Source organism: Pseudomonas sp. BNK-7 (assembly GCF_048072025.1).
Lineage (GTDB): Bacteria > Pseudomonadota > Gammaproteobacteria > Pseudomonadales > Pseudomonadaceae > Aquipseudomonas > Aquipseudomonas danubii.
Genome location: NZ_CP182252.1, coordinates 4876510 through 4895818, shown reverse-complemented (window position 1 = coordinate 4895818; position 19309 = coordinate 4876510). Strand labels below are relative to the sequence as shown.

16 protein-coding genes are annotated in these 19309 nt (G+C 65.6%); 10 read left to right on the top strand and 6 right to left on the bottom strand.

Features of this window, described 5'->3' with window-relative positions; all coding sequences use genetic code 11:
- Positions 1-377: 377 nt before the first annotated feature.
- Positions 378-5237 carry an NAD-glutamate dehydrogenase gene (locus ACMGF8_RS22070; RefSeq protein ID WP_102863322.1) on the top strand — a complete coding sequence of 1620 codons (4860 nt, stop codon included), beginning with the start codon at positions 378-380 and terminating at the stop codon, positions 5235-5237.
- A 113-nt stretch (positions 5238-5350) separates the two neighbouring features.
- Here the strand turns inward: ACMGF8_RS22070 and ACMGF8_RS22065 are convergent, their stop codons facing one another.
- The 3 genes from ACMGF8_RS22065 to ACMGF8_RS22055 form a co-directional block, all read right to left on the bottom strand.
- Positions 5351-6076 carry a DUF4377 domain-containing protein gene (locus ACMGF8_RS22065; protein WP_416757086.1) on the bottom strand — a complete coding sequence of 242 codons (726 nt, stop codon included), beginning with the start codon at positions 6074-6076 and terminating at the stop codon, positions 5351-5353.
- A 345-nt stretch (positions 6077-6421) separates the two neighbouring features.
- Positions 6422-7786, bottom strand: coding sequence for a hypothetical protein (locus tag ACMGF8_RS22060; protein WP_416757085.1), 1365 nt, complete (start codon positions 7784-7786; stop codon positions 6422-6424).
- A 181-nt stretch (positions 7787-7967) separates the two neighbouring features.
- Positions 7968-8279, bottom strand: a complete 312-nt coding sequence (locus ACMGF8_RS22055) for a hypothetical protein (protein WP_416757084.1) — start codon at positions 8277-8279, stop codon at positions 7968-7970.
- 243 nt (positions 8280-8522) lie between these two features.
- Here ACMGF8_RS22055 and ACMGF8_RS22050 point away from each other — a divergent pair, with 243 nt between their 5' ends.
- The 3 genes from ACMGF8_RS22050 to ACMGF8_RS22040 are packed head-to-tail and all read left to right on the top strand — an operon-like array spanning position 8523 to position 10710.
- Positions 8523-9179: an STN domain-containing protein gene (locus tag ACMGF8_RS22050; RefSeq protein WP_416760353.1), complete on the top strand. Its 657-nt coding sequence runs from the start codon at positions 8523-8525 to the stop codon at positions 9177-9179.
- Positions 9176-9721, top strand: coding sequence for an RNA polymerase sigma factor (locus ACMGF8_RS22045; RefSeq protein WP_102863326.1), 546 nt, complete (start codon positions 9176-9178; stop codon positions 9719-9721). The genes ACMGF8_RS22050 and ACMGF8_RS22045 overlap by 4 nt, the downstream gene beginning before the upstream one ends.
- Before the next feature lie 38 nt (positions 9722-9759).
- Entirely contained in the window at positions 9760-10710 is a 951-nt protein-coding gene (locus ACMGF8_RS22040) for a FecR family protein (protein WP_102879105.1), read from the top strand.
- A gap of 196 nt (positions 10711-10906) precedes the next feature.
- On the opposite strand, the gene ACMGF8_RS22035 is transcribed toward ACMGF8_RS22040, so the two are convergent.
- Together ACMGF8_RS22035 and gspH are read right to left on the bottom strand one after the other, a co-directional pair.
- Positions 10907-11515 (bottom strand): PulJ/GspJ family protein, encoded by a 609-nt coding sequence (locus tag ACMGF8_RS22035; protein WP_102863328.1) that lies wholly within the window; start codon positions 11513-11515, stop codon positions 10907-10909.
- A complete protein-coding gene (gene gspH, locus ACMGF8_RS22030) occupies positions 11512-11976 on the bottom strand; it encodes a type II secretion system minor pseudopilin GspH (protein ID WP_416757083.1) in 465 nt (154 codons plus the stop codon). The genes ACMGF8_RS22035 and gspH overlap by 4 nt, the downstream gene beginning before the upstream one ends.
- A gap of 127 nt (positions 11977-12103) precedes the next feature.
- Here gspH and ACMGF8_RS22025 point away from each other — a divergent pair, with 127 nt between their 5' ends.
- Positions 12104-12532 carry a type II secretion system protein N gene (locus ACMGF8_RS22025; RefSeq protein ID WP_240322011.1) on the top strand — a complete coding sequence of 143 codons (429 nt, stop codon included), beginning with the start codon at positions 12104-12106 and terminating at the stop codon, positions 12530-12532.
- 3 nt (positions 12533-12535) lie between these two features.
- Here the strand turns inward: ACMGF8_RS22025 and gspI are convergent, their stop codons facing one another.
- Positions 12536-12922 carry a type II secretion system minor pseudopilin GspI gene (gspI, locus tag ACMGF8_RS22020; protein ID WP_416757082.1) on the bottom strand — a complete coding sequence of 129 codons (387 nt, stop codon included), beginning with the start codon at positions 12920-12922 and terminating at the stop codon, positions 12536-12538.
- A 148-nt stretch (positions 12923-13070) separates the two neighbouring features.
- Between gspI and gspG the strand changes: the two genes are divergently transcribed.
- The 5 genes from gspG to gspD are packed head-to-tail and all read left to right on the top strand — an operon-like array spanning position 13071 to position 18630.
- Entirely contained in the window at positions 13071-13517 is a 447-nt protein-coding gene (gspG, locus tag ACMGF8_RS22015) for a type II secretion system major pseudopilin GspG (RefSeq protein ID WP_102863332.1), read from the top strand.
- Between the two features lie 8 nt (positions 13518-13525).
- Positions 13526-14509: a type II secretion system minor pseudopilin GspK gene (gene gspK, locus ACMGF8_RS22010; RefSeq protein ID WP_416757081.1), complete on the top strand. Its 984-nt coding sequence runs from the start codon at positions 13526-13528 to the stop codon at positions 14507-14509.
- A complete protein-coding gene (gene gspL / locus ACMGF8_RS22005; protein WP_416757080.1) occupies positions 14506-15690 on the top strand; it encodes a type II secretion system protein GspL in 1185 nt (394 codons plus the stop codon). Before gspK ends, gspL begins: the two co-directional genes overlap by 4 nt.
- On the top strand, positions 15683-16243 hold the full coding sequence (gene gspM, locus ACMGF8_RS22000) for a type II secretion system protein GspM (protein ID WP_102863335.1): 561 nt from the start codon (positions 15683-15685) through the stop codon (positions 16241-16243). Before gspL ends, gspM begins: the two co-directional genes overlap by 8 nt.
- Positions 16240-18630: a type II secretion system secretin GspD gene (gene gspD, locus ACMGF8_RS21995; protein WP_250330823.1), complete on the top strand. Its 2391-nt coding sequence runs from the start codon at positions 16240-16242 to the stop codon at positions 18628-18630. Before gspM ends, gspD begins: the two co-directional genes overlap by 4 nt.
- The last annotated feature ends 679 nt before the right edge of the window (positions 18631-19309 follow it).

Sequence of the window (19309 nt, the reverse complement as noted above, 5' to 3'; positions counted from 1 at the left end):
TCTCCGTCGCCTGCTAGTGTTGTTCAGGGCACCGTCCGCCAGTTGCGTGCCGTTGACCGAATATGTCGCAGCATCGCAAGCAGCTGTCGCGTTCCACTCGTTAAGCTGCGCAGCGGACAATTTGTTCTCAAGTGCAATTGGGGGGGCGTCCGAAGGGTGATGGTCACCTGTAAAGGCATTGCGCGCTCTGCAAGCGCCAGTCGTTTTTGCAGATGCCCATCCCGGGAAGGTGAATGTGACCTGCGCGTCTCGTCCAGCTTCACCCACCTGGCATCCTGCAACCTCTGCCCGAGACCAGGAGCAGCATGCACCACCGCCCCGCAAGGGGTTTGCACGCGACGCTACCATCAATAACAAGCCCAAGCGGAGTACCACAGATGGCGTTCTTCACCGCAGCCAGCAAGGCCGACTTTCAGCACCAACTGCAAGCGGCACTGGCCCAGCACATCAGTGAACAGGCACTGCCACAAGTGGCGCTGTTCGCTGAACAATTCTTCGGCATCATTTCCCTGGACGAACTCACCCAGCGTCGCATGTCCGACCTGGCGGGCTGCACCCTTTCTGCCTGGCGCCTGCTTGAGCGCTTCGATCACGCGCAACCGCAAGTGCGCGTCTACAACCCCGATTACGAACGTCATGGCTGGCAGTCGACCCACACCGCGGTGGAAGTCCTGCACCACGACCTGCCGTTTTTGGTGGACTCGGTCCGTACCGAGCTCAACCGTCGCGGCTACAGCATCCACACCCTGCAGACCACCGTGCTCAGCGTGCGCCGTGGCAGCAAGGGCGAGCTGCAAGAAATCCTGCCCAAGGGCACCCAGGGCGAAGGCGTGCAGCAAGAGTCGCTGATGTACCTGGAGATCGACCGCTGCGCCAATGCCGCCGAACTCAGCGTGCTGGGCAAGGAACTGGAGCAGGTGCTGGGTGAAGTGCGGGTCGCCGTGGCCGACTTCGAGCCGATGAAGGCCAAGGTCCAGGAACTGATCGAAAGCATCGACAACAGCCAGTTCGCCATCGCTGCCGATGAAAAGACCGAGATCAAGAGCTTCCTGGAATGGCTGGTGGGCAACCACTTCACCTTCCTCGGCTATGAAGAATTCGTGGTCGGCACCGATCAGGACGGCGGGCATATCGACTATGACCCCAGCTCCTTCCTCGGCCTGGCCAAGCTGCTGCGCGCCGGCCTGACCAGCGATGACCTGCGCATCGAAGACTACGCCGTCAACTACCTGCGCGAACCGACGCCGCTGTCGTTCGCCAAGGCCGCGCACCCCAGCCGCGTGCACCGTCCGGCCTACCCGGACTTCGTCTCGATCCGTCAGATCGATGCCGACGGCAAGGTGATCAAGGAATGCCGCTTCATGGGCCTCTACACCTCCTCGGTGTACGGCGAAAGCGTGCGAGTGATTCCCTACATCCGCCGCAAGGTGGAAGTCATCGAGCAGCGCTCGGGCTTCCAGGCCAAGGCGCACCTGGGCAAGGAACTGGCCCAGGTCCTGGAAGTGCTGCCACGGGACGATCTGTTCCAGACCCCGGTGGACGAGCTGTTCAGCACCGTGATGTCCATCGTGCAGATCCAGGAGCGCAACAAGATCCGCGTGTTCCTGCGCAAGGACCCGTACGGTCGCTTCTGCTACTGCCTGGCCTATGTGCCGCGCGACATCTATTCCACCGAAGTGCGGCAGAAGATCCAGCAAGTGCTGATGGATCGCCTGCAAGCCACGGACTGCGAGTTCTGGACCTTCTTCTCCGAGTCGGTGCTGGCCCGCGTGCAGCTGATCCTGCGGGTGGACCCGAAACAACGCATCGACATCGACCCGCTGCTGCTGGAAAAAGAAGTGGTGCAGGCCTGCCGCAGCTGGCAGGACGACTACGCCAGCCTGGTGGTGGAAAGCTTCGGCGAAGCCCACGGCACCAACGTGCTGGCGGACTTCCCGAAAGGTTTCCCGGCCGGTTACCGCGAGCGTTTCGCCGCGCACTCGGCGGTGGTGGACATGCAGCACCTGCTGAGCCTCACCGAAGCCAACCCGCTGGTGATGAGCTTCTACCAGCCCCTGGGCCAGGTGTCCGGCCAGCGCGAGCTGCATTGCAAGCTGTACCACGCCGACACCCCGCTGGCGCTGTCCGACGTGCTGCCGATCCTGGAAAACCTCGGCCTGCGCGTGCTGGGTGAGTTCCCGTACCGCCTGCGCCACAACAATGGCCGCGAGTACTGGATCCACGACTTCGCCTTCACCGCCGCCGAAGGCCTGGACCTGGACATCCAGCAGCTCAACGACACGCTGCAGGACGCCTTCGTCCACATCGTCCGTGGCGATGCCGAGAACGACGCCTTCAACCGCCTGGTGCTGACTGCCGGCCTGCCATGGCGCGACGTGGCGCTGCTGCGTGCCTACGCCCGCTACCTGAAGCAGATCCGTCTGGGCTTTGACCTGGGCTACATCGCCAGCACCCTGAACAACCATACCGACATCGCCCGCGAGTTGACCCGGTTGTTCAAGACCCGTTTCTACCTGGCGCGCAAGCTCACCAGTGAAGACCTGGAAGACAAGCAGCAGCGTCTGGAACAAGCGATCCTCACCGCCCTGGACGACGTTCAGGTGCTCAACGAAGACCGCATCCTGCGACGCTACTTGGACCTGATCAAGGCCACCCTGCGGACCAACTTCTACCAGACCGACGCCAACGGCCAGAACAAGTCCTACTTCAGCTTCAAGTTCAACCCGCACCTGATCCCCGAGCTGCCCAAGCCGGTGCCCAAGTTCGAAATCTTCGTCTACTCGCCACGGGTTGAAGGCGTGCACCTGCGCTTTGGCAACGTGGCGCGCGGCGGCCTGCGCTGGTCCGACCGTGAAGAAGACTTCCGTACCGAAGTCCTGGGCCTGGTAAAAGCCCAGCAAGTGAAGAACTCGGTGATCGTGCCGGTGGGCGCCAAGGGCGGCTTCCTGCCCCGTCGCCTGCCATTGGGCGGCAGCCGGGACGAGATCGCGGCCGAGGGCATCGCCTGCTACCGCATCTTCATTTCCGGCTTGCTGGACATCACCGACAACCTGAAAGACGGCGCCCTGGTACCACCGGCCAACGTGGTGCGGCATGACGACGATGACCCGTACCTGGTGGTGGCGGCGGACAAGGGCACTGCGACCTTCTCCGACATCGCCAACGGCATTGCCATCGACTACGGCTTCTGGCTGGGCGACGCCTTCGCCTCCGGCGGTTCCGCCGGTTACGACCACAAGAAGATGGGCATCACCGCCAAGGGCGCGTGGGTCGGCGTGCAGCGCCACTTCCGCGAGCGCGGGATCAATGTCCAGGAAGACAGCATCACCGTGGTCGGCATCGGCGACATGGCCGGCGACGTGTTCGGCAACGGCCTGTTGATGTCCGACAAGCTGCAACTGGTGGCGGCGTTCAACCACCTGCACATCTTCATCGACCCGAACCCGGACCCGGCCACCAGCTTCGTCGAGCGCAAGCGCATGTTCGAGCTGCCGCGTTCGGCCTGGACCGACTACGACACCAGCATCATGTCCGAAGGCGGCGGCATCTTCTCGCGCAGCGCGAAGAGCATCGCCATCTCGCCGCAGATGAAAGAGCGCTTCGACATCCAGGCCGACAAACTGACCCCGACCGAGCTGCTCAACGCCTTGCTCAAGGCGCCGGTGGACCTGTTGTGGAACGGCGGGATCGGCACCTACGTCAAGGCCAGCAGCGAAAGCCACGCTGACGTCGGCGACAAGGCCAACGACGCCCTGCGCGTCAACGGCAACGAGCTGCGCTGCAAAGTGGTGGGCGAGGGCGGCAACCTGGGCATGACCCAGCTGGGTCGTGTGGAATTCGGCCTCAATGGCGGCGGTTCCAACACCGACTTCATCGACAACGCCGGTGGCGTGGACTGCTCCGACCACGAAGTGAACATCAAGATCCTGCTCAACGAAGTGGTGCAGGCCGGCGACATGACCGACAAGCAGCGCAACCAGCTGCTGGCCAGCATGACCGACGAAGTCGGCGGCCTGGTGTTGGGCAACAACTACAAGCAGACCCAGGCCCTGTCCCTAGCCGCGCGCCGTGCCTACGAGCGTGCTGCCGAGTACAAGCGCCTGATGAGCGACCTGGAAGGCCGTGGCAAGCTGGATCGCGCCATCGAGTACCTGCCGACCGAGGAGCAGCTCACCGAGCGCGCCGCGACCGGCAAGGGCCTGACCCGTCCAGAGCTGTCGGTGCTGATTTCCTACAGCAAGATCGACCTCAAGGAAGCCTTGCTCAAGTCCCTGGTGCCGGATGACGACTACCTGACCCGTGACATGGAGACCGCGTTCCCGCCGAGCCTGGTGGCCAAGTTCTCCGAAGCCATGCGTCGCCATCGTCTGAAGCGCGAGATCGTCAGCACCCAGATCGCCAACGACCTGGTCAACCACATGGGCATCACCTTCGTGCAGCGCCTGAAGGAGTCCACCGGCATGAGCCCGGCGAACGTCGCCGGTGCCTACGTGATCGTGCGGGACATCTTCCACCTGCCGCACTGGTTCCGTCAGATCGAAGCCCTGGATCACCAGGTCTCGGCCCAGGTGCAACTGGAGCTGATGGACGAGCTGATGCGTCTGGGCCGTCGGGCGACCCGCTGGTTCCTGCGCAGCCGTCGCAACGAGCAGGATGCCGCGCGCGATGTCGCCCACTTCGGTCCGCACCTGGCGGCCCTGGGCCTCAAGCTCGACGAACTGCTGGAAGGCCCGACCCGCGAAGGCTGGCAGAACCGTTACCAGGCCTATGTCGAAGCCGGCGTACCGGAGTTGCTGGCGCGCATGGTTGCAGGCACCACTCACCTGTACACCCTGCTGCCGATCATCGAAGCCGCCGACGTGACTGGTCAGAGCGCGGCCGATGTGGCCAAGGCCTACTTCGCCGTGGGCAGCGCCTTGGACCTGCCGTGGTACCTGCAGCAGATCAGCGATCTGCCGGTGGGCAACAACTGGCAGGCCCAGGCCCGTGAAGCCTTCCGCGACGATGTGGACTGGCAGCAACGGGCGATCACCATCAAGGTGCTGCAGATGGCCGATGCGCCGGACGACATGGAAGCCCGCGTGGCCCTGTGGCTGGAGCAGAACGCGAGCATGGCTGATCGCTGGCGCGCCATGATGGTGGAAATCCGTGCCGCCAGCGGCACCGACTACGCCATGTATGCCGTGGCCAACCGGGAACTGCTGGACCTGGCCATGAGCGGTCAGTCGGTGCTGTAACGGCCTGACCCCGCCCTGAACAAAAAAAGCCCCGTATCGCAAGATACGGGGCTTTTTTATTGCCTGGCGTCGGTGCCTGGCGTCGGTGCCGGCAGGCGGTTGTCGGGTAAGGCTTAGCGGGTCTTGGCCGAGGCGTCCTGCTCGACCACCATGTCCAGCACGTAGACCGTGGACGGGGCGTCGGCAGGCGGGTTCTTCCATTCGTATTGCTTGACCCGCAGCACGTTGCGCACGCCGTCCTGGTGCTCGTAACCCTCGATGGACTGGTACAGCGGATGCCAGGCGTCCTGGGTCGGCAGTTGCAGGCCGGCGGCATCGTAGCGGCGCTCACGCACTTGCAGGCACTGGAAGTCGGGGATCAGCGGGTGGCTGCATTTGACGGTCTGGGCCGCCACTTCCAGGAAGCGCGTCTGGCCCTGGCTGCCGTAGCGGGTCTCGGGGGTGGGCTGGCCTACGAACTTGAGCTGGGTGCCGTCCTGGGTGGTCAGTTGCAGGGTCGGAGTCGATTCGTCGCCGCCGAAGGTGGTGCGCAGGTCGCCCTTGAACAGGCGGCCGACTTCGGCATCCAGGGTCATCAGGCTGGGGTCGCAGGCCATCATGGTCGAGGCCAGGGGCTGGACCTTGAGCACGCCGTTTTCAGACTGGAAACCGCCGAACTGGCGGTTGCAGCCGCCGCTGATGTTGAGGTTCTGCCCGGTGAAGGTCAGGCGCAGCTGGCGCTCGATGCCCTTGTCCAGGGCGGCAACGGGTTTGCCCGCCGCGTCGCTGGCCGAGACCAGTTGCCAGTAGTAGGCGGTCAGTGCTGGTTGGGCGCTGACGGAGGCAGTGCTGGCGGGCATGGAAGAGGATCCTTCAGGGGGAGTGGACGCCGGGGTGCAGGCCTGGAGCAGGGCGGCACAGACGGATACGAGGAGGATGTTTTGCTTCATGGTTCGCTCTTTCAGCCTTGATGGAGTATGGCCTGGCGCATGGGCGGCAGGCCCAGGCCGGTAACCTGTGGCAGTGATGCGCGGCGCCCGCCACCTGGGCAGGGCGCCGCCGGACGACCGCTGCCGTTACCGATTGCGATGTGACAGCACTGTGCCAGTTCGGTTTCATGGTCGCTGGCCAGCGGGAGTGTTACCAAATCTTGCGCGCGCGTTGCAAGCAGCGCCCCGGATTGCCCGCCGCCCAGTGTCCCGGGCTTACCAGAACCAGTAAGGCAGGAATTTGGGCGTTGGTTCATTGGCCAGTTCCAGGTGATAGGTGATGGCGTTGAAGAAGAACCCATCGAGCAAGAGAAACGCCGCCACGCCGAACGCCAGGACGATCACCTCGTAATGCCGGTGCTCGGCGTATTGCCGGCCGATCCAGTAGCGCACGCCGCTGAGCAGGACAAAGCTTGCGAACACACCGGCGAAGTTGGGCTGCAAGGGCTGGGCGGCAAACGCGTTGTAGCCCAGCACCAGCAGCGCCAGGACCGCGCCGCAGGCCGGCAGGTTCAGGCACAGGCGCAGCAGGCGTTTGCGGGTGGCGCTGAACAGGCCGTTGGGGTCGACGAATAGATAGGCCGCCAGCAGGGAAATGGCCGGGGTGATGGACACGATGTAACGCGCCTTCTTCGAGTTGGGAATGCTGAAGAACAGGATCAGCACCAAGAACCAGGCGCCCAGGTACAGCAGCAGGCGCGGTGCCGACGGCGGCGGCGCGCTGAACCCCGGCCTGGCGCTTCTGACCATGACGCACAGGGCGTAGAACGCGGTGAAGCTGTAGGTGATCAGCCCGACGCTGAAGTAGAAGTAATAGCGTGGCGAGTGATTGCTGGCGATCCGGCCCAGGCCCTGCATCTCCAGCACTTGCTGCATGAAGGCGTCACCGCCCTGCACCTGGGCGGCCCAGGCCAGCAGGGCGACCCCGGCGGCGAACAGCAGGCCGCTCAGCAGCGAGAACCCGACCAGGGTCCGCCACTGCCGGCTCAGCAGGTAATAGGTGCCGACCACCAGTGCCGGGCCGATCATGCCGATCGGCCCGCGCAGGGCAAAGCCCAGGATCAGCCCAAGCAATACCAGCGCCAGGCGTGCGCGCTGTTGCTTGAGATCGGCGGTGTAGGCCAGGTAGAAGCAGCCCGCGGTGATCAGGGCGGGGTAGATGTCCAGGGCCAGGGAGTTGACGCTGTCCAGGAACGCCCAGGTGAACAGCGCAAAGAGCACGCCGCAGACGCCCCATTTCTGCTCATGCAGGGCCCCCAGTTTGTAGATGAACACCAGCATCAGCGACGCGGCAATGCACAGGGGCAGGCCCATCGACAGCACGGACAGCTGGCCGAAGGGCAGCGACGCCAGGTAGACCAGCACCGTGTTGACAACGGTGTAGTCGGGATACGGCTGCAGATCCTCGGCGATGGGGAACAGCGTCATGCCGTGCTGCAGCATGTAGTCGGCGAAGTCGACGAAGCGCGTGGTGTAGTTGAGGACGGCCGGTTTGTATTGCAGGCCCATGAGCAGCACCAGGGCCACCAGGAAAATACTCAGGCCGGGTCGTTGCCAGATTTGTTTTTGAACGCTTTCCATGTTCACAACACACAAAAAAGCCGACGGTATGGTGGCCAGCACTCGAACGCGTGCACGAATGGCGGCGTGGCAGGTTGCTGGCACCGGTGTTTGGGTGCAGCAATCTAGCGCGGCCGAGGTTAACGGCCGGTATAGGGGCGCAATCCCGATAGTGGCCGCTTGAGGGCGGAGGAACTGGCCCTCAGGGCCGTTGCGGCTTGACCGAGGTGCCGAAGGTATTCCCCATGCGCACGCTGGTGGCGGCCGGTGTCGAGAGCCCGACCTGGTTCGGCGGGCGCTTGTGCACCGGGTCCTCCATGGCCTGTTGATTGGCCTGGGCCGCCTTGACGGCGTCCGGGGCGTTGCCCATCTGTTTGCTCAGGCAGTTGTAGTCGGGGGCCTTGTAGCCGCCGACGCTGACTTCCACACAACCCTCGCGGGCCTCCTCGGCCTGCAGCGTCCAGGGCAGGGCGCACAGCAACAAGGTGGCGGCGTATTGGCTTGAACGATTCATCCTGGCCTCCTGGCAGACCCGGGAAAGCGGGCCTCGATGCCGGCCGAGTGTAGTGCAAACCGATGACTGAAAAAGTGATGGTTTTTTTGCCGTGGCCGTAACACCAGATTCATAAACTGGCCTCAGGATGACGCTTTTAGGGATTGGACTGCAGTGCAGCGACGCAGCGCGCAGGTCGGGCGATGGACTTCATTGCACGGGGGCTTGGCGACCTGTGTGCTGGGGTTCGTGCTGCTGGCGTTGATGCCGCAGGGCTGGGGCCAGCCCGCTGTCGAGGGACCGCCCCGGGTGGATTCCCAGGCCTTGCTGACGCTGGAGATTCCGGCGAAGAACCTGGTGGATGCCCTGGAGCTGTTCAGTCGCGCCACAGGAATGGCGGTGCTGGTGGATCGGGAGTTGACCCGGGGGCGGCGGTCGGTGGGGATCAAGGGCCGCTACAGCGCTCAGGAGGGCTTGAGTCGCCTGCTGGCGGGCAGTGGCCTGATGGCCCGTTATGCCCGCAGCGATGCCTTCACCCTGCAGGTGCCGCAGGCCACGCCGGCCACGCCGCTACCGGGTGCGGGAAGCAGCCGGGCGGCGCGGCTCAACAGCAGTTATGCCAGTGCCGTGCAACAGGCGGTGGAGCACAGTCTGTGTGGTTCGGCGCTGACCCGTCCGGGCCGCTTTCGCGCCTTGCTGCAACTGTGGATCGGCGCCGATGGCCGGGTGCAGCACAGCCGCCTGGTGAGCTCCACCGGCGATCTGCAGCGCGATGAAGCCTTGGTGCAGCGCCTGGCCGACACCCGGGTTCAGCGCCAGGCGCCCAGCTCGCTGCGCCAGCCGCTGACCTTACTCTTGATACCGGACACAACAGGGAAACGCATGGACTGCAGGGAATGGGAAGGAGCTTCCGGGGTATGAAAAATACCGCACAGAGTGCGATGGTCAGGCTGTTCCTGACGTCCTACGAGGACTTTCGGGTGCGCTTGCGCAGGCGCCTGGGCTCCGAGGACCTGGCCAACGACGTCCTGCATGAAACCTACCTGCGGGTCGACCGCATGGAAGAGCCGCCCAACCTGCTGCAACCCAATGCCTACCTCTATCGCATGGCCCTGAACATTGCCGCCGACCGCCGCCAGTCCGACGCCCGGCTGCTGACCGGCGACGAGGTCGAGGAACTGCTGCACATCGCCGATGACACCCTGGACCCGTCGCGGGTGGTGGGCGGCCAGAAAGAAATCCAGACCCTGCTCAAAGCCCTCTACGAACTGCCGGCGCGGCGGCGCAAGATCTTTATCGCCGCGCGCCTGGAAGAGGCGCCGCACCTGGAAATTTCCCAGCGTTTCGGCATTTCCACACGGATGGTGGAGAAAGAAATCAAGGCTGCCCTGGGCCATTGCGCCTTGCGCCTTGAAAGAAAAGTCATTCAGCGGTTCGGTCCCGGGGCCGGAAAACTGTCCTAGACAAAGAGTCCCTGATCAATCCGTGAGTACCTGCGCGCTTGAACATTTTTAGCATCTGCACCCCCCAGGCCTCGGCGGACCCGCAACTGCTGAGGGAAGCCCAGGACTGGCTGGTCCTCCTGACTTCGGGGCGGGCCACCGTGGCCGACGCCCGGGCGCTGCGCCAATGGTGCGCACAAAGCCCGCAGCACGCGGCCGCCTTCGAGCACACCAAGGCCCTGTGGCACTGCCTGCAACCGGCAGCCCAGCAGCTGGAGCAACAGTCCCGGCCCCGGCACTTGGGGCGTCGGGCGTTCCTGGGTGGCGCGATTGCGGCGTCGGCGGCGCTGTTCATGGTGCGGTTCACTGTCCCGGGCGGCTTTGCCGGGCTGACCGCGGATTTCGCCACCGACGTCGGTGAGCAGCGGCGGGTGGACCTGGCCGAGGGCGTGAGCCTGGAGCTCAATACCCAGACCCGCATCAGCCGCCGCGACCCAGGCGCGGGCGAGCAGGGCATTGAACTGCTGGAGGGCGAGGTGGAAGTCTTCAGCCACAGCACCCAGGCGCTCAAGGTCCAGGCCGGAGATGGCTGGCTGAGTGCGCGCCAGGCGCGCTTCAATTTGCGCAACACCGATCATCAGGTGTGCGTGACCTGCATCGAAGGCAGCCTGCAAGTGGCAGTGGCGGGGCGCAGCATTCGCCTGGACAGTGGCCGACAACTGACCTACGACGCCAGGGCGGTGGGCGAGCCGATCGCCGTGGACCCCCGCAGCGTGATCGCCTGGCGCGAGCAGGTGCTGGTGTTCGACAACGCCAGCCTCAACACCGTGATCAGCGAGATCAACCGCTATCGTCCGGGGATGCTGGTGCTGCTCAATGCCGAGTTGGGCCAGCGCAAGGTCCAGGCGCGCTTCAACCTCAACCAGTTGGCGGGCGTGGCCTTGCTGATTCGCGACGCCTATGGCGCCAAATGCACCGAGCTGCCCGGTGGCGTGGTACTGCTCAGCTGACCCCCCGCGAGATCCCTGCGTCTCCTGCGTCGGAATGCCGCCCAAACCGTTCGCAGCCTGCGGCAGCGGCTACACAAACCTGATTCGGCACTGGCCTGTAGCCGCTGCCGAGCCTGTGGCGAGGCTGCGAAAAGGCCCGCAGGGCCTTGCCTGGCGATCTCGCGTAGAACCCTCAGCGCTTCGAACCCGCAGCGTGTTAGAGCAAGGGCCCTAGCACTTGCCGGTAGCGCTCTTCGCCCTGGGGTGTTTGCCGCACCAGGCGGATCTCCAGGCCCGGGGGATTGTCCTGGCGATTGCCACTGAGTTGACGCCAGCCTTTGTCAGGGTTCCAGACCCGTACCTGCAAGTCGCTGACCCGGCCGAGCACGGCCACTCCGTTCTTGGGCGCCGGCAACGGATAGCGGTCCCGAACCTCGGCCTCGGCGCGGTACAGGGTGTCGCCCTTGAGCCACCAGCGCACGCGTTGCAAGCCAACCCCCGGGGCGGGGGCGCTGCGGATCACTTCCAGGCGAAAGCCCTTGCTGTCGGAACTGCGCACGCTCAGCGGGGCGGGGCTGTCGGGTTCGGCTTCGTCGGTCTCGCCCAGGTTCGGTTCGCGCAACTGGGAAGCGGCCCGCAAGGCCACGTCGCGCTCCAGCTGATTGAGGCTGCGCAGCAGTTCCTCGGTCTGTTCGGTACTGGCCCGCAGATGGCTGTCGGCCCGGGTGACGCTGTCCAGGCCGCGCCAGGCAATCAGGCTGACCAGCGCCATGAGCATGATCGCCACCATCACCTCGATCAGGGTAAAGCCGCGTTGTGTCGTCATGGCTGGCTCACCACCCGCAACTGGCCGCTGGCGCTGCGTTCTACCCGCAAGCTGTTCTGGCCGTCGGACAGCACCACCTGCAGTGGCGGGTTGATCCATTCGGCGTTCAGTACCAGGCGCTGCCTGGGCTCGATATGCACCTGCAGCGTCGGGCTTTGCCACTGCCGTGGCCGCAGTTGCCGGTCGTGGCGAAAGTCGTCGATGCCGCTGCCCTCGTCCTCGCGGCGGCTGAAGGTATAGCCCTTGGCCGTGGCCCGCCAGGTGATCGGCCGGCCGTCGGCCCGGGCTTCGGCCTGGGCCACTTGCAGCAACTGGGCCAGGCCTTCGGCGTCCTGGCGCAGGGTCTGCAGCGGATCGGGGCGGATGCTCAAGCCCACGGCGGCGCTGGCGATGCCGATGATCACCAGCACCACCATCAGTTCGATCAGGGTAAAGCCCTGTTGCTTGCCTGTGTGTCGCACCTTGTGCTCCTTGGCGACGGGACTGGCGTGCCCGACGCAGATGATCGTGCAGTGAAATAAAACCGTGAGAATTGAGCGGTAGGCTGTGGCAACGGACAAACAGGAGGTCCCGCCGATGCTACGTGCCATGTCATTTCCGTCGCGCCTTGACGCCCCCCGGTTGCTGCAATACGCGGCGTTGCTGGCGGCCCTGGCCGGTGTTGCCACCTGGTCGTCGCTGCTGCTGACCCCGGCGCAATCCCAACCCCCGGCAGTGGCGCCCCAGGTGCTCGCCGCGCGCTCCGACAACCCGGCCTTGCAGTGGTTTGCCAACCAGCCGGTGCAGGTGGATATCAAGGTGTCCGGGGTCATGGCCGGCGCCCGTGGCGCGGTGGCGATCCTGAGCCTGAACGACGGTCCGCCGCGCAGCTTCCTGGCCGGCGAGCAACTGACCCAAGGGGTGCGCCTGGCCGCCGTCGAGGCCGACGGCGTGCTGATCGAGCGCGGCGGCGAACAGTCGCGGATCAAGGTCAGCAAGCTGCCGGACTCGCCGCTGCTGCCACGGCTGACACGCTGACCCTCACTGGCGCGGCGCCTGGGGCCGGCTGATCAGGGTTTCCAGGCGGGCCAGGGGCGGCGCCTCGCGGCTGCGCTCGTGCACCTGGACGCTGACCCGCACCAGCCCGGGCGCGGTCGCGGCGCCAATCGCCTGTTCGCAGCGCAGCTTCAGGCGCCCCTGGTCGCAATCGACGCTCTTCAATCCGCTGGGCAAACGGCCTTCCAGGCGCAACTCGGCGAGCCGGCTCTGCGCCGCCAGCAAGGCCAGGGACTTGTCCCGCAGCAGGCCGTTGCTCTGGGTCATCAACCCGGCCACGCGCACTGCCGCGGCCATCGCCACGGCAATGATGGCCAGGGCCACCAGCACCTCGATCAGGGTAAATCCAGCTTGTTTGGACACGGCTCGCATGGGCCCCTCGCGACTGGGAAACAGCCTCGCAGACTAGCCTGCGGGCTTGACCGAATGGCGACTGAAACTCCCGAGGTTTTTCAATACCACTGACATATCTTCTTGCAACACTGCGCGACGAATCGAACTCAAGCCAAGGAATGTCGAGATGGATATCGCGCCTGTCACCTCAACCGCAGCACCCCGAAGCCAGCGTGGCTTCACCCTGATCGAGATCATGGTGGTGGTGGTCATCCTCGGGATTCTGGCCGTGATGGTGGTGCCCAAGGTCCTGGACCGTCCGGACCAGGCTCGGGCCACGGCGGCCAAGCAGGACATCGCCGGCCTGATGCAAGCCTTGAAGCTGTATCGCCTCGACCACGGCAGCTACCCGAACATGAACCAGGGCCTCAAGGTGCTGGTGGAGCGTCCGGCCAATGCCAAGGACAGCAACTGGCGCTCCTACCTGGAGCGGCTGCCCAACGATCCCTGGGGCCGTCCGTATCACTACCTCAACCCGGGGGCCAATGGTGAGGTGGATGTGTTCTCCCTCGGTGCCGACGGCCAGCCCGATGGCGACGGCGTGAATGCCGATATCGGCTCCTGGCAGCTGTAAGGCCGGCCATGAACAGCCATTCGCCCGATGCGGCGAAGCAGCGTGGCATGGCCATCATCAGCGCCTTGCTGATCGCCGCGGTGGTGGCGGTGCTGGCCGCCGCCATGCTCTCCCGGCAAAGCACCTTGACCCGCAGCGTGGAAGCCGAGCAGGCGCGGGTGGTGGGGATCGGGGTGTTGCAGGGCGGCCTGGAATACAGCCGGCAATTGCTCTGGGACGCCCGTCAGCGTGACGTCCTGACCCGACTCGACCAGGCCTGGGCGCGGCCCATCGGTGATCAGGCCCTGGGCGGCTTCAACGCGGGGTTCCAGGGCCGCCTGCAAGACCTGCAAGGCAAGTTCAACCTGCGCAATCTGGTGTTCAACCAGCAAGTGGACCCGGTGCAGTTGCAGGCCTTCGAACAGCTGTGTCAGCTGATCGGCATCGACAGCGCCCTGAGCCGACGCATCAGCCAGCGGGTGATCGCTTCCTATCCCCAGCGCTTGGGCAGCACAGCGCACGCCGCCAGCCAAGCGGGCAGCTTTAACAGCGGTCGCCTGACGTCTCCGGGCGCGGCGACCCAGACCTTGCCGCCCCGTCAGCCGATGCTGCGCAGCCTGGACGAGCTGCGGGGCATACAGGGTCTGGACGAGGCCCGGCTGGCCCGTCTTGAACCCTACGTCAGCATCCTGCCGGGCAACACCTGGATCAACGGCAACACCGCCAGTGCCGAGGTACTCACGGCGGCGGTGCCGGGGCTGCCACTGTCCCGGGCCAAGGCCCTGGTGGCGGAGCGTGATGCCGGGCACTGGTTCATCAACCGTGGCGACTTCCTCAACCGGCTACGCATGCCGCACCTGGCCCTGGAGCAGATCAAGATCGGCATCACCAGCGAATGGTTCCTGCTCCAGGGCCGGGCTCGCCGCGATCAGCGCCGCGTCAGCCTGGAGGCCCTGTTGCACCGTCCCGAGGACCGCATGCCCCAGGTGATCTGGTCGCGGGTGGGGGCATGAGTCGCTTGCGCATCGCCTTGCCGCCCCTGGCCGAACTGATCGCGGCTGAGCCGCCATTGGCCTGCCCGGTGGACTTCGCCCGGCTTGATCGCAGTGGCCGGGCGGGGGAGATCGGTCGCTGTCCCCTGGGGCAACTGGCCCAGGGTGGCAAGCCGGTGCCGGTGGAGTGCTTCCTGCATCCGTTGGACAGCCTGCTGACCCATATCGAATTGCCTCAGTTGCCGGCGGCGCGGATCAAGGCCGCGGTGGACTGCGCCGCCCAGGCGCTGATCCTCGGCCCCAGTGAGCAGATGCACGTGGCCCATGGCGCCCGGGATGCCCAGGGGCAGGTGGCCCTGAGCTGGTTGCCCAAGACCGCACTGCAAGCCCTGGGGCGTCTGTTGGCACAGGCCGGCCTGAAGCTTCAGGGGCTGTACCCGGCGCCTTATGCCTTGCCGGTGCCGCCGCCGGGGCAAGCCAACCTGTGCCTGCTCGATGGCCAGCTGCTGCTGCGCCAGAGCAGCGGGCAGGGCAGCGTGCAGCCGCTGGTGGAAGAAACCCTGGAGCAGTTGCGGGCTTCGGGCTGCGAGGTGGGCTGGATCGGCGATGCCGCGCCGCCGGCCTGCCAACTGCTGCCGGGCGAGCAACGCTGGAGCGGCCCGCTGCCGGGATGGGGCTTGCACGCTGGCGCTGTGGCGGGGGGCGTGAAGGTCCAAGGCTGGGGCCGGGCCCTGGGGTGCTGCGCCCTGGCCGTGCTGGTCTGGGTCGTGGGGCTGAACCTGTATGCCGCCCGTGAGGCCGAGCAGGGCCAGCGGCTCAAGGCGCAGATGAGTCAGCGGGTCAAGCAGGTGTTCCCTCAGTTACCGGTGGTGCTCAATCCCCTGCAACAGGCCCGCCAGCAACTGGCGGCGCAGCAGAGCGGGGCGGCTGACCCGACCCAGGTGTTCAGCCGTCTGTTGCAGCAGGCCGGCAGCGCCATGCCCTTCATGGTGGGCAGCGTGCAGAGCCTGAGTTTCGCCGAGGACCGCTTGCAGCTGGAGCTGCTGCCGGACACGCCCAAGAGCGCCGACAGCGCCTGGCAGGGCGCCTTGACCCAGGCCGGCTACAGCGTCCGGGCGCAGGGCAATGGCTGGAGCCTGAGCCCGGCCGCAGACGAGCCGGCCAACGTCGCCGACACCCCCCCGGGAGCTGAAGATGAATAAGGCCAGGCTGGCGCAGTATCAGGCGCGCTGGTCGCGTCTGCGGACCCAGTTCCAGGCCCACTGGAACACTCTGGCGCTGCGGGAAAAACGCCTGCTCAGCGCCACCGCCCTGGGCGTGCTGGGGCTATTGCTGTGGTGGCTGCTGATCCAGCCGCCGCTGAAGACGATCGATTACTGGCAAGCCGAGACGCCGAAGCTGCGCGCCCAGGCCGAGGCCCTGGAAGTGCTGTTGCACGAGGCGGCGGGCCCTGACAGCCGGGGCGCGAGCCTTGAGCAATCCTTGCGCCAGACCCTGGACGGCGCCGGGCTCAAGGACCACTACCAGTTGCAACAGCCTGATGAAGCCGGCCCCGAGAGCTGGCGGTTGACCTTTGAGCAGGCCCCGGCGGATGCCGTGGTCGGCTGGCTGCTGGGGGCTCCCCGGCAGCTTTCACTGCAGGTGGTGGAGGCCCGTCTGCAACGCGCAGCCGCGGCCGCCGCCCAAGACTCGGCAGGCACACTGTCCGGGACCGTTCGCATGGATCAGGCGCAGGGCGCTAAGGAAGCTTCATGAAGTGGTCAGGTTGCAATTACGTGCGCCAGTGTCGCAAGGCCGCACCTTTTCTGCTGCTGGCGTTGGGGGCCTGCAGCAACACCCCGTCCACCACGCCGCCGCCCTTGCTGGTGGACAGCGAACTGGGCCAGCCTCTGGCCAATACCCAGCGCAGCGGCGATGCCCTGCTGGATCGCCAGCGCTTGCAGGCACAGCAGGCTCAGCGGCCGAAAGTCCTGCATCCGGTGACCAACAGCAGTCGCGGCCACAGCAGCCCGCGCAGCACCAGCGTGCCGCGCAACCCCCTGGGCAATCAGCCGGTGCAACTGAACTTCGTCGACGCCGATATCCAGGCGGTGGTGCGGGCCTTGTCCCGCTCCACCGGCCAGCAGTTCCTGGTGGACCCGCGGGTCAAGGGCAGCCTGACCCTGGTCAGCGAAGGCCAGGTGCCGGCCCACCAGGCCTACGACATGCTGCTGGCGGCGCTGCGCATGCAGGGCTTTTCCGTGGTGGACGTGGGCGGCGTGGCCCAGGTGGTGCCGGAGGCCGATGCCAAGCTGCTGGGCGGACCGATCTACAGCGCCGACAAGCCAGCGGGCAACGGCATGCTGACCCGCACCTTTCGCCTGCAATACGAAAATGCGGTGAACCTGATCCCGGTGCTGCGGCCTATCGTTTCGCCGAACAACCCGATCAACGCCTACCCGGGCAACAACAGCATCGTGGTCACCGACTATGCCGAGAACCTGCAGCGAGTCGCGCAGATCATCGACGGCATCGACACCCCCAGCGCCATCGACACCGATGTGGTAGCGGTGCAGAACGGCATCGCCGTGGACATCGCGACCATGGTGGCCGAACTGCTGGAAACCCAGGGCGCCGACCAGACCCAGAAAATCAGCGTGATTGGCGACCCGCGTTCCAACTCCATCATCATCCGTGCCGGCAGCCCGGAGCGCACCGAGCTGGCGCGCAACCTGATCTACAAACTGGACAACGCCCAGAGCAACCCGAGCAACCTGCACGTGGTCTACCTGCGCAACGCCCAGGCCGGCAAGTTGGCCCAGGCCTTGCGCGGGCTGCTGACCGGCGAAAGCGACAGTGGCAGCAGCGACGGCGCCCGGGCCATGCTCAGCGGCATGGGCGGCAACAGCCAGAGCGGCCAGAGCCCGACCCAGAACAGCAGCGGCACGCCCACCGGCAGCGGCAACGTCAGCAGCAGTGGCAGCAGTGCCTACGGCCAGGGCAGCAACTCCGGCAGCGGCTTGAGCGGCACTGGCCAGGCAACGGATCAGAACACCGCCTTCAGCGCCGGCGGGGTCACCATCCAGGCCGACGCCACCACCAACACCTTGCTGATTTCCGCCCCGGACCCGCTGTACCGCAACCTGCGGGAAGTCATCGACCAGCTCGACCAGCGTCGCGCCCAAGTGGTGATCGAAAGCCTGATCGTCGAAGTGGGCGAGGACGACGCCAGCGAATTCGGCGTGCAGTGGCAGGCCGGCAACCTGGGTGGGCGTGGTGGCTTTGGCGGGGTCAACCTCGGCGGCAGCGGGCTGCTGGGGACACCGGCCAGCAAGACCAGCATCGACGTCTTGCCCAAGGGCCTGAACATCGGCGTGGTCAACGGCACCGTGGACATCCCGGGGATCGGCAAGGTGCTGGACCTCAAGGTCCTGGCCCGGGCGTTGAAGAGCAAGGGCGGGACCAACGTGTTGTCGACGCCGAATCTTTTGACCCTGGACAACGAGGCGGCGAGCATTTTTGTTGGCCAGACCATTCCCTTTGTCACCGGCAGCTATGTCACCGGAGGCGGCGGCACCAGCAACAACCCGTTCCAGACCGTGCAGCGTGAAGAAGTGGGCCTGAAGCTCAATGTGCGGCCGCAGATTTCCGAGGGTGGCACGGTCAAGCTGGACATCTACCAGGAAGTCAGCAGCGTTGATCCTCGCGCCTCGGTGGATGCCGGGACCGTGACCAACAAACGCGCGATCGATACCAGCATCCTCTTGGATGACGGGCAGATCATGGTGCTGGGGGGGTTGCTTCAGGACGGTTACAGCCAGAGCAATGACGCGGTGCCGTGGTTGTCGAGTATTCCTGGACTTGGGGCATTGTTTCGCAATGAGAAGCGCAGCATTACCAAGACCAACCTGATGGTGTTCCTGCGGCCCTACATCATTCGTGACAGTGGCGCGGGGCGCAGCATTACCCTCAATCGTTACGACTTCATGCGCCGGGCGCAGGGGGAGTTGCAGCCGGAGCGCAGTTGGGCGATGCCGGATATGCAGGCGCCGCAGTTGCCTTCGGCGGCGAAGGCGATTCCGGGGGCGGTGCCGGTTTCGTTGCAGACGCCTGGGGTTGGGCAGGGGCCGCGGGCGACGATCAGGGCGGTGCCGGTGCAATGAATGGGGAGTTGATTCGTTATGGCGGGGAGTGGGGCATATCCGCTGCTGTCGTAGCTGGCAGTTTCGCCTCTGTGGCGAGGGGGATGGAGTGCCTATCTGCTGCTGCGGGTTTGGCGGCTGGCGGGTTTGTCTTGATGGCTTGGGGGTTGGGGGTTGGGTACATATCCGGTGCTGCGGTAACGGCTGCTTATGGTTTCGCCCTTACGGCGAGTCCCTTTTTACAAACGCCGGAGTGCCGGCCCAGCAAAAAGGAACCAAAAACGCTTGCCCCTCCATGGGCCCCTCGCTGGGGCTCGGGGTTCCCTCGCTTCGGCATTGCTCCGGGGGCCCGCCGCCAACCGGCCATCCATGGCCGGGTGGCGGCTAGCTCGGCATCCATGCCGAGCTGCCCCCTACGCAACACCTACGCTCGGCCGGCTGGGAAGGGGCCTGAAGATCAAGATCAAGATCAAAAGCCAAGGTGCGCAGGCCGGCTCCTTGTAGCCGCTGCCGCAGGCTGCGAACGAGCGCTCGCGCTCGCAAAACCAGGCGGCGCGGTGGTTCAGGAACATTGGGGAGGCAGGTTTAGCGTCTCCTGCGGAGCCGGTCGCAGCCTTCGGCAGCGGCTACATGTAACGCGAACGGCAATGAAACAGGCCGGCCGGTAGGCCGCCGTCAGATTTTGATCTTGATCTGAACG